14 protein-coding genes are annotated in these 12,311 nt (G+C 70.8%); 11 read left to right on the top strand and 3 right to left on the bottom strand.

All coding sequences use genetic code 11. The annotated features are described in order from the left end of the window. The first annotated feature begins 23 nt into the window (after positions 1 to 23). From ACIF6F_RS37315 to ACIF6F_RS37305, 3 genes are all read left to right on the top strand, one after another. On the top strand, positions 24 to 986 hold the full coding sequence (locus ACIF6F_RS37315; RefSeq protein ID WP_399958255.1) for an ATP-binding cassette domain-containing protein: 963 nt from the start codon (positions 24 to 26) through the stop codon (positions 984 to 986). Beyond that, positions 983 to 1,801: an ABC transporter permease gene (locus ACIF6F_RS37310; RefSeq protein WP_399958252.1), complete on the top strand. Its 819-nt coding sequence runs from the start codon at positions 983 to 985 to the stop codon at positions 1,799 to 1,801. The genes ACIF6F_RS37315 and ACIF6F_RS37310 overlap by 4 nt, the downstream gene beginning before the upstream one ends. A gap of 143 nt (positions 1,802 to 1,944) precedes the next feature. After that, complete coding sequence (locus ACIF6F_RS37305) at positions 1,945 to 2,145, top strand: hypothetical protein (RefSeq protein WP_399958250.1); 201 nt, start codon at positions 1,945 to 1,947, stop codon at positions 2,143 to 2,145. Between the two features lie 249 nt (positions 2,146 to 2,394). On the opposite strand, the gene ACIF6F_RS37300 is transcribed toward ACIF6F_RS37305, so the two are convergent. Continuing rightward, positions 2,395 to 2,670, bottom strand: a complete 276-nt coding sequence (locus tag ACIF6F_RS37300) for a hypothetical protein (protein ID WP_399958305.1) — start codon at positions 2,668 to 2,670, stop codon at positions 2,395 to 2,397. A gap of 101 nt (positions 2,671 to 2,771) precedes the next feature. Between ACIF6F_RS37300 and ACIF6F_RS37295 the strand changes: the two genes are divergently transcribed. The 6 genes from ACIF6F_RS37295 to tpg all read left to right on the top strand — a co-directional run bounded on the left by ACIF6F_RS37295 (position 2,772) and on the right by tpg (position 8,689). Next, the gene (locus tag ACIF6F_RS37295) at positions 2,772 to 3,017 is read left to right on the top strand and encodes a MarR family winged helix-turn-helix transcriptional regulator (RefSeq protein ID WP_399958303.1); all 246 of its coding nucleotides are present in this window, start codon (positions 2,772 to 2,774) and stop codon (positions 3,015 to 3,017) included. 96 nt (positions 3,018 to 3,113) lie between these two features. Beyond that, on the top strand, positions 3,114 to 3,452 hold the full coding sequence (locus ACIF6F_RS37290; RefSeq protein ID WP_399958247.1) for a DoxX family protein: 339 nt from the start codon (positions 3,114 to 3,116) through the stop codon (positions 3,450 to 3,452). Positions 3,453 to 3,620: 168 nt separating this feature from the next. Then, a complete protein-coding gene (locus ACIF6F_RS37285; protein ID WP_399958245.1) occupies positions 3,621 to 4,853 on the top strand; it encodes a ParA family protein in 1,233 nt (410 codons plus the stop codon). Next, entirely contained in the window at positions 4,850 to 5,731 is an 882-nt protein-coding gene (locus ACIF6F_RS37280; protein ID WP_399958242.1) for a ParB/RepB/Spo0J family partition protein, read from the top strand. Before ACIF6F_RS37285 ends, ACIF6F_RS37280 begins: the two co-directional genes overlap by 4 nt. 90 nt (positions 5,732 to 5,821) lie before the next feature. Beyond that, positions 5,822 to 8,128: a telomere-associated protein Tap gene (gene tap, locus ACIF6F_RS37275; RefSeq protein ID WP_399958239.1), complete on the top strand. Its 2,307-nt coding sequence runs from the start codon at positions 5,822 to 5,824 to the stop codon at positions 8,126 to 8,128. A 9-nt stretch (positions 8,129 to 8,137) separates the two neighbouring features. Next, a complete protein-coding gene (gene tpg / locus ACIF6F_RS37270; RefSeq protein ID WP_399958236.1) occupies positions 8,138 to 8,689 on the top strand; it encodes a telomere-protecting terminal protein Tpg in 552 nt (183 codons plus the stop codon). A gap of 20 nt (positions 8,690 to 8,709) precedes the next feature. Here tpg and ACIF6F_RS37265 read toward each other — a convergent pair whose 3' ends face one another. Then, the gene (locus ACIF6F_RS37265; RefSeq protein WP_399958233.1) at positions 8,710 to 9,183 is read right to left on the bottom strand and encodes a MarR family transcriptional regulator; all 474 of its coding nucleotides are present in this window, start codon (positions 9,181 to 9,183) and stop codon (positions 8,710 to 8,712) included. Continuing rightward, on the bottom strand, positions 9,180 to 9,881 hold the full coding sequence (locus ACIF6F_RS37260; RefSeq protein WP_399958231.1) for a hypothetical protein: 702 nt from the start codon (positions 9,879 to 9,881) through the stop codon (positions 9,180 to 9,182). The genes ACIF6F_RS37265 and ACIF6F_RS37260 overlap by 4 nt, the downstream gene beginning before the upstream one ends. An 894-nt stretch (positions 9,882 to 10,775) precedes the next feature. Here ACIF6F_RS37260 and ACIF6F_RS37255 point away from each other — a divergent pair. Both ACIF6F_RS37255 and ACIF6F_RS37250 read left to right on the top strand, forming a co-directional pair. Beyond that, the gene (locus ACIF6F_RS37255; protein ID WP_399958228.1) at positions 10,776 to 10,916 is read left to right on the top strand and encodes a hypothetical protein; all 141 of its coding nucleotides are present in this window, start codon (positions 10,776 to 10,778) and stop codon (positions 10,914 to 10,916) included. 72 nt (positions 10,917 to 10,988) lie between these two features. Continuing rightward, the coding region (locus ACIF6F_RS37250; protein WP_399958226.1) for a pyridoxal phosphate-dependent decarboxylase family protein at positions 10,989 to 12,311 on the top strand (1,323 nt) is incomplete at its 3' end.

Genomic DNA, 12,311 nt, shown 5'->3' with positions numbered 1-12,311 from the left:
CAGCCTTCAAAGGAGCACACCTCATGACCACCCCGGCCATCACGGCGAACGGGCTGCGCAAGTCCTACGGTGACAAGGTCGTACTGGACGGCGTCGACCTGACCGTCCCGGAAGGCACGATCTTCTCCCTGCTCGGCCCGAACGGCGCCGGCAAGACCACCGCCGTCAAGATCCTCTCCACCCTCATCTCCCCCGGCCCCGCCTCCGGCGAGATCCGCGTCGGAGGCCACGACCTCGCCACCCACCCGCAGGCGGTGCGCGCCGAGATCGGGGTCACCGGGCAGTTCTCCGCCGTCGACGGCCTGATCACCGGCGAGGAGAACATGCTCCTCATGGCGGACCTGCACCACCTGTCCAAGAGCGAGGGACGGCGGGCTGCCGCCGAGCTGCTGGAGCGCTTCGACCTCACCGAGGCCGCGAAGAAGCCCGCCTCCACCTACTCCGGCGGCATGAAGCGCCGCCTCGACATCGCCATGACCCTGGTCGGCAACCCCCGGATCATCTTCCTCGACGAGCCCACCACCGGGCTCGACCCCCGCTCCCGCCACAACATGTGGCAGATCATCCGCGAGCTCGTCTCCGACGGCGTCACCGTCTTCCTCACCACCCAGTACCTGGAGGAGGCCGACGAACTCGCCGACCGCATCGCCGTGCTCAACGGCGGCAGGATCGTCGCCGAAGGCACCGCCGAGGAACTCAAGCGCCTGATCCCCGGCGGCCACGTCCGGCTCCGCTTCGCCGACCCGGCCGCGTACCGGAACGCCGCCTCCACACTGTCCGACGTCCAGCGGGACGACGAGGCCCTGTCCCTGCAGATCCCCAGCGACGGCACCCAGCGCGAACTGCGCTCCCTCCTCGACCGGCTGGACGCCGCCGGCGTCGAGGCGGACGAGCTGACCGTCCACACACCCGACCTCGACGACGTGTTCTTCGCCCTGACCGACAGCGCCACCGTCCCCCACCAGTCCAAGGAGACCGCCCGATGAGCACCGTGCAGACCCCCGCCCGCCCGTCCCGGCTCTCCCTCGCCGTGCGCGACTCGTCCACGATGCTGCGCCGCAACCTCCTGCACGCCCGGCGCTATCCGTCGCTCACCCTCAACCTGCTGCTCACGCCGATCATGCTGCTGCTGCTCTTCGTGTACATCTTCGGCGACGCGATGAGCGCGGGCATCGGCGGCGGCACCGCGGACCGCTCCGCCTACATCGCGTACGTCATCCCGGGCCTGCTGCTGATGACCATCGGCAGCACCGTGATCGGTACCGCCGTGTCCGTCGCCAACGACATGAACGAGGGGATCATCGCCCGCTTCCGCACGATGGCGATCCACCGCCCCTCGGTGCTCGTCGGACACGTCGTCGGCAGCGTGCTGCAGTCGGTCGCCAGCGTCGTCCTCGTGGGCGCCGTCGGCGTGGCCATCGGCTTCCGGTCCACCGACGCCACCGCCCTGGAGTGGCTGGCCGCGTTCGGACTCCTCGTACTCTTCGCCCTCGCGCTCACCTGGATCGCCGTCGGCATGGGCCTGGTCAGCCCCAACGCCGAGGCCGCCAGCAACAACGCGATGCCGCTGATCCTGCTTCCGCTCCTCTCCAGCGCCTTCACCCCGGTCCACTCGATGCCCGGGTGGTTCCAGCCGATCGCCGAGTACCAGCCCTTCACGCCCGCCATCGAAACCCTGCGCGGACTGCTCCTCGGCACCGAGATCGGCCACAACGGCTGGCTCGCCGTCGCCTGGTGCCTGGGGCTCGCGGTACTCGGCTACTTCTGGTCGACCGCCACGTTCAACCGCGACCCGAAGTAGCCCCGATGACCGCGCGGGCCGGCTCCCGCCATCCGTCACACCGAGGGCGGCGTACACCGACACCGGTCGGAGTACGCCGCCCCGTCGGCGTTCCCGGCCCCACGGCCTAAGCTGCGCACCAGCCCACCGAAGAAGGAGCAGCCATGGCCAAGGTGACCGTCTCCCTCGACGCCGATCTGGCGATCGAACTGATGCTGCTGTCCGGTACGACCAACCCCCAGGACGCCGTCGAACTCATCGCCCGCGACTACCTGGCCCGCGCCCACCGCACCGAGGCCCGCACCGGCGACGCCGCCGACGCCCACCGCACCGCCCGGCCGACCACCCCCGTCCAGGAGGGCTGACCCGCCGGACCGTTAACGCCGTTAACGCCCCCCGCTCCGAGGCGCCGGACCGTTAACGCCGTTAACGCCCCCCGCTCCGAGGCGCCGGACCGTTAACGCCGTTAACGCCCCCCTCCCCTCACCGCTCGGCACCGACCACGCGCGCCGACGCCCCCTCCCCCGGCACCGCCACGGCCCCCCGCTTCGGCAGCGCCCCGCACAGCACCGCGCACACCGCGAACGCCCCGACCACCCACGGCATCGCGACCGTCAACGCATCCGTGCGCCCGGCCCCCGTGGCGAGCCTCCCGAAGAACACCGTGCCGACCACCGCCGCGCCCAGGGCCCCACCGAACTGCTGGGCCGTCGAGAAGATCCCGGAAGCCCCGCCCGCCAGCCCGGCGGACAGCGAACGACGACCAGCCCGGCCGCCAGCGCCACCGGCACGTTCACCAGGAACACCGACCGCCAGCCCCAGCCGAACAGGTCGGCGTCCGTCAGCACCCCGCCCAGCAGCAGCCCCACCGCCGAGGCGAACCCGGCCACCGCCCCGTACACACCGAACACCGCACCACGCTCCCTGCCGTGGAACAACCGCGAAGGACCTCGCCGAGAAGTCGGGTCTCGCCCCGGCCTCCGTCACCGGCCTGGTCGACCGCCTGGAGGCCAAGGGCTACGTACGCCGCGTCAAGCACCCCACCGACAAGCGCCGCGTCCTCATCGAGAGCCGCCCCGAGAAGCTCGCCGAACTCTCCCCGCTCTTCGACGACTGGGCACGCGAGGTCCAGGAGCTGTACGGGGAGTTCAGCACCGAAGAGCTCGCGGTGGTCCTGCGCTTCCTCACCGCCGCCACGGCCCGCCGGCGCGCCGCGACCCAGCGCCTCCACCCGTAGCCGGAAAGAAGTTCCCCCGCACCTGTCACATCCGCGTCCCCCGCCGGGTCAGTGCAGTGAAGGACACCGCACGAGCAGCCCCCGAGGGAGACCCCCATGACCACCGCCCACACCATCGTCACCGTCCTGGCCGCCGCGATGGCCGGCTTCTCGGCCTACGCCCTGCTCTCGCGCGCCGCATGGGTCGTCGAGCCCCTCGCCGAGTACGGCGTCCCGCGCTCGTGGTGGACACCCCTCGGCCTGGCCAAGGCCGCGGGCTCGCTCGGCCTCCTGGCCGGCCTCCTCGTACCGGCCCTCGGCATCGCCGCCGCCATCGGCCTGGTCCTGTACTTCACGGGCGCCGCGGTCACCGTCCTCCGCGCCCGCTCGTACGCCCACGTCCCCTTCCCCCTGATCTACATGGCCCCCGCGGTCGCGACGCTGGCCCTCGCATGACCAACCGGAATCCAAAGTTCCACTAGTTAACGCCGTTAACGCCCCACCCCCCAACCCCCAGAACCATTAACGGCGTTAACACCCCCACCTCGCGCCACCCTCGAACTTCGTTAGCAAAATGGCGTGTCAGCTCCCCCTGCGCGCCAGAACGTTAGTAAAGTCCCTCCCATGACTTCGCCCTCGTCCCCGCCCGACCGCGACAAGGTCGTCTCCAAGCTCACCCCCTGGCTCCGCCAGGAGTTGAAGATCCGCACCGCCCAACTCCGCGTCGACATCCAGGACGCCGTCCACCAGGGCATCGCGGACTGGAGCTCCCTGGCCTCCGCCCCCGCACCGGTCGACACCTCGGGGGCGGAGTCGTTCTCCACCTGGCTCCCTGCCGGCCAGTGGGACGCCTTCCGTGCCGACGCCAAGCACCGTGGCGTCTCCCTCATCCAGGGCCTCGCCCAGTCGGTCCAGCTCTGGCTGGAGAAGAACCCGGCCCCCAGCGTCCAGCGCCCGTCCGTCGTGCGCCGCATCGTCGTGTGCAACCAGAAGGGCGGTGTCGGCAAGACCGCCATCACCGCCGGCACCGGCGAGGCACTCGCCGAGGACCCCAACACGCTCCACCCGGTCCGCATCGCCCGCCAGCTCGCCCTCCAGAACGAGGACGACCCGGCCGTCGACCGCGAGGACCTGCCCGGCCTCGGACTGCGCGTCCTGCTCGTCGACTTCGATCCCCAGGGCCACCTCACCAAGCAGCTCGGACACGACCCGCTCCCCATCGGCGGCGACAGCCTGACCCGCCACATGGCCGGCGAGGGCTCGGGCCCGCTCCAGGACCTGGTCGTCTCCATCGAGGACGAGCGCTTCGGCGACCGCCTCCACCTCCTCCCCTCCTGCACCGACGCCTTCCTCCTGGACGTCCGCCTCTCCACCGTCCGGGCCCGCGAGGCCGCCCTCGAACGCGCCCTCGCCCCGCTGGAGTCGGAGTACGACGTCATCCTCGTCGACTGCCCGCCCAGCCTCGGCCTGAGCATGGACGCCGCCATCTACTACGGCCGCCGCCGCCCCGCCGAGCAGCCCGGCGCGTCCGGCGCGCTCATCGTCGTACAGGCCGAGGACTCGTCCGCCGACGCGTACGACCTCCTCACCTCCCAGATCAACGACCTGCGCGACGACCTGAGCCTCGACATCGACTACCTCGGCCTGGTCGTGAACCTCTACGACGGCCGCCGCGGCTTCATCGCCACCAGCTCCCTCCAGGCCTGGATGGACATAAAGGATCCGCGCGTCGTCGCCATCGTCCCGGACCTCAAGGAGCAGCGCGAAGCGGTCCGCGTGAAGCAGCCCCTCTTCGTGTACGCGCCCAAGGGCGACCAGGCCGTCGTACTCCGCGCCCTCGCCCGGGAGATCTCATGAGCAAGGCCGACAAGCTCGGCGCCTCGGCCTCCTTCGCCCGGGCCCAGCCGGTGAACGTCAGCTCCCGCCGCGCGGCCATCGCCGAGGCGACCGGCGCCCCCACCTCCGGCGTCATCCCGCCCTCCGAGGTCCCCATCGAGGCCCTGACGCACAACCCCTTCAACCTCCGCGAGGAACTCACCGAGATCGAGGAGATGGCGGAGTCCCTCCGCGTACGGGGCCAGCTCCAGCCCCTCGCCGTCGCGACCCGCATGGCGTTCATGGAGGCGCACCCGGGCCAGCTCGAAGGCCTCGGCCGCGCCCCGTACGTCGTCATCGACGGCAACCGGCGCCTCGCGGCCGCCCAGCTCGCCGGCCTGACGAGCATGCACATCCACGTGAACGACTCCCTCGCGACGAGCGCCGCGGACATCCTCGAATCCGCCCTCATCGCGAACGTCCACCGCGTCGACGTGGCCCCGATGGACCAGGCCCGCGCCCTCCAGGAACTGGTCGACGTCCACGGCTCCCAGGCCAAGGTGGCCAAGCGCCTGGGCAAGACCCCCGCGTGGGTCTCCCAGCGCCTGGCCCTCCTCAACCTCACCCCGCCCCTCCAGGAGAAGGTCGAGACGGGCGAACTGAAGGTGGAGCCGGCCCGCCGCATCGGCCGCCTCCCCCAGGAGGAGCAGGCGGCAGCGGCAGCGGAAACCGTTAACGCCGTTAATCCCCCCCGCCAGCGGACCCGCCCCACCGCACCGACCCCACCCGCTTCCCCCACGACCCTCACCCTCCCCACCCCCACCCCCACCCCGGAAGCCATCGTCGAAGCCCTCACGACGACCCTCCCCCCTTCGGACCTGGCCAAGGTCGCCGAACTCCTCTCGGCCCGCCTCTCCTGAGCACGTGGGGCGTTAACGCCGTTAACGGCGTTAACACCCCACGTGCGTTCCATGTGCGTTCAGCAGTGCGTTCCAAGCTAGGGTGATCAGGTGCAGCACGAACAGGACAAGCTCTTCGCAGCCGTGGACGCCCTCCTCGAAGAGGCGGCGGCCCAGGACGCCCTCCCCCACCCGGACGAGCGCAAGCGCCTCCGGGAGGCGGCGGGCCTCAGCCAGGACCAGATCGCGAAGGCCCTGTCCGTACGCCGGGAAACCGTCACGTCCTGGGAAACCGGCCGCACCGAGCCCCGCCCGCCCAAGCGCGCGGCCTACATCCGCCTCCTGGACGGCCTGGCCACCCGCCACCCCTCCCCGGAGCCGGCCCCGGCAACGGCCCCCACACCCGCGACGACGCCGACCCCCGCACCCGCCCCTGCGCACCCTCCCGTGCCCACGCCGACCGGTTCCACCCCCCAGCCCGCCGACGCGGCACCGACGGACGTCTCCGCCCCGGTCAGCACCCCCACGCCGCCGCCCCACCAGCCGCCCGCCACCCCGACCACCGGCGCCACAGCCCCCACCCCCGGCTCCCCCACGCAGCAAGCCCCTCAGGCGGAGACGCCGGCAGCACAGCGCCCCCCGGCGTCCGAGGGCGAAGCCCCCGGTTCCGGGAAGGGCCGAGCAGGGGACCAGCCCCGCAGAGCAGCCACCCCCACCACCACCCGCACCCGGACGACGGCCCTCGCCCCCACAACGGCCCCCACCCCCCTGGCCGTCCTGGACGGAACCGGCACGGCCCACGCCCCCCACGGCCTCCTCCTCGACTGCCCCGCCCAGGACCTCCCCTCCCTCATCACCTGGGCCCTGGAAGCCGGCCTCGGCGCCCCCCGCCTCCACCCCAACGGCAAGGACGCCGACCCCCTCCTCGTCCTCACCGCCGAAGCCGCCCGCCGCTTCGGCCTGCCCGACACCCTCGAAGACCGCCGCGGCCTGCGCCTCCCCGACAACCACCCCGCGGTCAAGGCCCTCACGAAGGCCAAGTGGCAGCTCACCCGCCGCGGCTTCGGCCCCTGGGCCCGCGTCTACCGCCCCGCCGACAGGGGCAGGCGCGCCTGCGTCCAGCTGGCGATCCTCCCCTGGGGCGCCCTGGACCCCCGGGCCTGGGGCGACACCGACACCCTCCCCGCCCCCGAGATCGCCCGCGTCCTCGGAACGTACGCGACCCGCGTCCTCACCCCACGGGGCTCCACCGCCGTCTCCGGCCTCGAACTGATGACGGCACTTCGCCCACCCACTCGGGCAGCCAAACAGCAGAACCCGGACGGCACGGTCACCTGGGTCTCCGCCCCCGTCCCCGGCTCCCTCACGGCCCCGGTCGACCCCGCGCCCCCGGAGGCCCCCGACGAGCACCCGGTCGTCGCCGCCCTCTACCCCCGCGCCCACCAGCGCACCCCGGACCAGGTCCTCGACGAAGAGGCCTACGACTGGATCCGCGACCCTGAGCTGCTCACCGACGCCGAGTGTGCCCGCACCCACGCCGTCGGCATCGACGTCAACATGGCCTTCGCCGCGGCCGCGAACCGCCTCACCATCGGCACGGGCCCGGCCGTCCACACCACGGCCCCCCGCTTCGACCCGAAGACCCCCGGCAGCTGGCTCGCCGACCTCTCCGGCATCGAACTCGACCCCCGCCTCCCGAGCCCGTTCACTCCCCACGGCGGACGCCCCACCGGCCCCGCCTGGTACGCGACCCCCACCCTCGCCTACGCCGCCGAGCTGGGCCACGAGGTCCGGCCCATCGAGGCGTACCTCCGCTCCGGCGCCACCGCGTACCTCGACCCCTGGTACACCCGCCTCCGCGACGCGTACCTCGCCACGATGGCCGACCTGGGCGTCACGAAGGACCTCACGGAAGCCCAGTTCCTCGACGCCATGACGGCCCACAGGGCCCAGGACGAGCCCCTCGCCCACGTCCTGTCCGCCATCAAGGCCACCGTCAAGGGCGGCATCGGCAAGCTCCGCGAACGCCCCCAGGGCCTCGGCTACCGCCCCGGCGAGCCCTGGCCGGCCCTGGAACGCCCCACCTGGCGCCCCGACATCCGCGCCGCCGTCATCTCGACGGCCCGCGTGAACATGCACCGCAAGATGCTCAAGCTCGCCGAGCACGCCGGCCTGCACCCCATCGCGGTGCTCTCCGACTGCGCGGTCTACCTCTCCGACGGCCCGAGCCCGCTGGACTTCCTGCCCCACACCCCCGAGGGCAAGCCCCTGCCCGGTGGCTTCCGCCTGGGCGTCAGCCCCGGCATGGTGAAGCACGAGGGCACCCAACCACTCCTCTGGGCCGTCCAGATGCTCGACGAGCACCACAACCCCGCCCGCCACATCAAGGGCCACGACGCAGCGGCCGACGGAGAGTAGCCACCCCCGATGTCCATCGACGACAGCATCACCCGCGCGGACGAGCAGCACTTCACCCGCCCCATCCCGAAGTCGGCAGGCGCCCAGATGCGCTTCCTGGTCAAGCAGCTCAAGTCGACGAAACAGGCAGCGGCGCTCCTGAACATCTCCCAACGCACGGTGGAGCGCTACCTCAAGAACCAGATCAAGCAGCCCAAGCCGGCCCTGGCAGCCCGCCTGGAAGCCGAAGTGCGCCGCCGCTGGCAGCCCCTGGTCCGCAAGCGCGCCCGCGCCCGGGCGGCCACCCAGACCGGTCTGGTCATCGAGACCCGCGCCCGCTTCGGCTTCACCGCGGCCCCCGGCACCACGGACGACGGCCGCATGCGCCGCATCACCCAGCACCTGCCCCCGGAGTACGCGGGCCGCCTCTTCGCGGCCCAGGAGGCGGGAGCCGGCGAGGCAGCCCTCCAGCGCATCGCGGCCGAAGGCCTCCAGGAGCTCTACTTCAAGGACCACGGCTCCCGAGCCGCCGGCCTCCTGGTCGAGTTCACGGACATCGACTACGTCGAACTCGACTTCTGAAGGAACCCCGCACGCGTGCCCTACCCCACCGCGTGCAGAGTCCTCCGACGCTTGCTCTCCGCGGCCTTCTTGGCCGAAGCCTGTGCGGCCCGCTTCTTCCGCTGCTCCGCCAGCTGGTCCTGGTACGCCGCCACCGCCCGGTGGTAGCTCTCGACGTACCCACGCACGTCCAGGCGGTCCTCGACCGGCATGGCGTTCACCGCGGCCACGGCGTCCTCGAACGAGTTGTACCCGGCCAGCATCGGGTTGATCTGGTACACCCCGTTCCGCACCTTGCGCACGAGCTTCGCGAGCTCCAGGCTCCGCAGCGCCGCGTTCACGCTCGGCCGGCTCAGCTCCAGCAGCCCGCCGATGGTCGCCTGGTCGATCAGGATCCGCCCACCGGGCTCGCTGAGCGACCGCAGCTTCAGCAGCACGCGGTACGAGGCCGGCGGCAGGTCGAGGTCGGAGAGAAGCCCGTCGGCATTGACCGCAGCGAATCGCAAGGTGCTCACAGAGCCGTCCCTTCTTCTTTGCGCCGCGACCGGCTCAGCCGCCGCGCAGCGCGCTCTTTGGCCCGTTCAGCCCGCAGTTCCTCGATGGCCTGCCGCATGTGATCCAGCGACGGGAACCGCACCAGTTCCGGAAGGCTCGCGTCGCCGCGAATCTTCGAGATGGTGCTGTGCTGCTCCACCTTCACGAACTCACCCGTTGTCTCCGTACCCGGGATGAACTCTGCCACTCGGTAACTGTAGGGCGGGTTGAACTGGTACACACCCCGCCTCACCTTGAAGACGATTCCGTGAGACATGATGGTGTGCAACGCCTCGGACGTCTTCGTCCGACTGACGTCCAGGATGGTAGCCATCTCCTCCTGGGTAAGCGGAATCCGCCCCCCCGCCCGCTGGCACGCGATGAGCAGCAGGATGAGCCGCAGAGGCAGCGCTTCCCGGAAGTACTGCGCGATCACCAGGAAGAACTCGAGACTGTCCATCGAGAACGCGTTCGGCTGAGCAGCAGTCCCGTAGAACTCCAGAGGCTTCCGCTCACCTTCCAGCGTGAGCTTCCGACTCGGGTAACGCTTCGCCAGGCCGTCCAGATCCCGCACAGGCGCCAGCGGCTGACTCCACGCTGAGATGGCGTCATCAACGGGGAGATCAGGACGCGGTGCCCGCGCCGGACTCGGCCGGCGGCGCTGCGGCTCGGATGTCACGGGCTGCTCTCCACTTCTTTGATCTACGGAGAGCAGTATGTCAACCAGGACGACATACATGTCACCCTCATTGACGTTCGGCGTGTCTTACGTCCCCCCACGAGGGACACATCTCGGCCACCCCCCGGCCGGATCCATCTCCCCACGCTCCGTCAACCCCACCACCCCACCAACCAGTTCACGCACACATCTCCCCCAAAACGTCAGCCCCCCCGACGTTTCACCCCAAATACCGTCAGCCAGACCGACGTTTTGCCGCCGCTATGTCCCCCCACCAGGGACACAACGCAAGAGATATGTCCCTCCTGAGGGGACACAACTCTCCCCCCGCATCCCCCCTGACCTGCGCAAACGCATCTCCGTACCCTCTATATGCCGTCCCCCGGCTTCCCCGCTCCTCCGCCACACCCCCAAACCCCACAAACCCACCCCAAATCCCAAAGCTCCCCTCTCCCCCACCCCTCAACCACCCCAGTCCCCATCCGCAAACCACTTTGAATCACCCCTCCCCAAACCCCCTAACGCCGTTATGACACCGCTAAGACACGCTGTTCCTGAAGACGTCCGGCAAACGGGCGCCTGCTGGTGATTGATCCGCTGGATGGAGTCTTCGCACCAGCCATACATGACGGTGACGGCAGGCCGTGACCTCGTTACGATCATGGAACCGGTACGCCAGCCTGGGCCTTCTCATGTGATGAAAAGCTCGACGCCCCGTCATGAACCGCTTTCCGCACGACCACGCTCCGGCCCGTTTCAGCGAGTCTCCGCCGTCAGGGCACGAGGGGCCTCCGAAAACGCATCCAAAGGTGCTGCAAGACGAGCTCATCACGGCCACGGAGTGGGTCTGTCAGTACCTGACCCAGCTATCCGGACATCCCGGTAAGCCGTCCAATGCCCGCGCGCCGGCGAGCCAGTCTGCGGGATACCCCGCTCGCCCGTACCGGTGGTGAGCTGCGGCAGATCCTGGACTTCGTGCGCCAGGAGATCGCACCGTTCCCCACCCGCAACGGGCACCCGGCCTCCTTCGCCTGAATCAACTCCCCACCCGCCCCCGCGGGCCTGATCGCCGAACTCCTCGGCTCCACCATCAACGCGACCTGGGGCATGGGCGAAAACGCCCTCATGGACCTCGAACGCGGCACCATACGCACGCTGGCCGACCTGGCCGGACTGCCCGCCAGCACCGGAGGCGTCCTCACCAGCGGAGGTTCCATGGCCAACCTGCTTGCCCTGGCCACCGCCCGCACCTGGTTCCTCACCCGCCGCGGCACCGATGACGGCCCCGCCTACGACCGCGACCACGCCCGCCTGACCCTCTACTACAACACCCAAGCCCACATGTCCGTCGCCAAGGCCGCAGCCTGCATCGGCATCCCCGCCCACCACCTGCGCCCCATCCCCAGCGACACACAGCACCGCCTGGACCCCGCGGCACTGCGCGCAGCCGTGACAGCGGACCAGGCAGCCGGCCTCCTGCCGTTCTGCACCGTCGCCACACTGGGCACCACCGCCACCGGCGCCGTCGACCCCCTCGAACCCGTCACCGCGCTGTGCCTGAGCACCGGGATGTGGCACCACGCAGACGGAGCCTGGGGCGGACTGAGCGCCATGGCGCCCGCTCTGGCACACCTCTACCAAGGTGTCGCCGATGTGGGCTCCATGACCGTGGATCCGCACAAGACCCTCAGCATGCCGGTCGGCTGCGGCGCACTCCTGGTCACCGACCCCGATCACCTCCACACGGCCTTCGCCCACCGCGCCTCCTACCTCACCCCAGGCGAACCCAACACCCTCCCCTGGCTTTCGCACTCCACCATCGAACTCACCCGCCCCGGCACCCGCGCTCTCGCCCTGTGGGCCACGCTGCACCACCTCGGACGCGACGGCGTCACCGCCCTGCTCCAGCACTACCTGAACCTCGCCGACCGCCTCCGTCACAAGATCACCGCCAACCCCCGGCTCGAACTCGTGGCCGGCGGCCCTTGGCCGGTCGCCTGCTTCCGCCTCACTACTTGTCCGAAGCGCAGCGGAGGACTCCGGCCCGAAGGGCCGGCCTTGGCTGGGCAAAGCCCAGCCCCGCTGAGCACAGCGAAGCGGCTCACTGCCCCAGAGCGAAGCGGAGGGGCCAGGCGCCGAAGGAGAGCCCGGCTTAGCCGGGCAGTTCCTGCAGCGAACCGTAGGAAGCACCGGCCCGAAGGGCCCCCAGCCGGAGGGTTTCCCTACCAAGCACTACGCGCTTGTCCGAAGCGCAGCGGAGGACTCCGGCCCGAAGGGCCGGCCTTGGCTGGGCAAAGCCCAGCCCCACTGAGCGCAGCGAAGCGGCTCACTGCCCCGAAGCGAAGCGGAGGAGCAAGGCTCCGAAGGAGCCTCGGCCGAGCGCAGCGAGGCCGGTCTCTCCTTCGCGCGCAGCGCGAAGGGGAGATCGGA

This window comes from Streptomyces sp. NPDC086023 (assembly GCF_044540325.1).
In the GTDB taxonomy this organism is placed as follows: domain Bacteria; phylum Actinomycetota; class Actinomycetes; order Streptomycetales; family Streptomycetaceae; genus Streptomyces.
The sequence above is the reverse complement of the archived record's forward strand: the minus strand, read 5'-3'. Positions and strand labels throughout refer to the sequence as shown.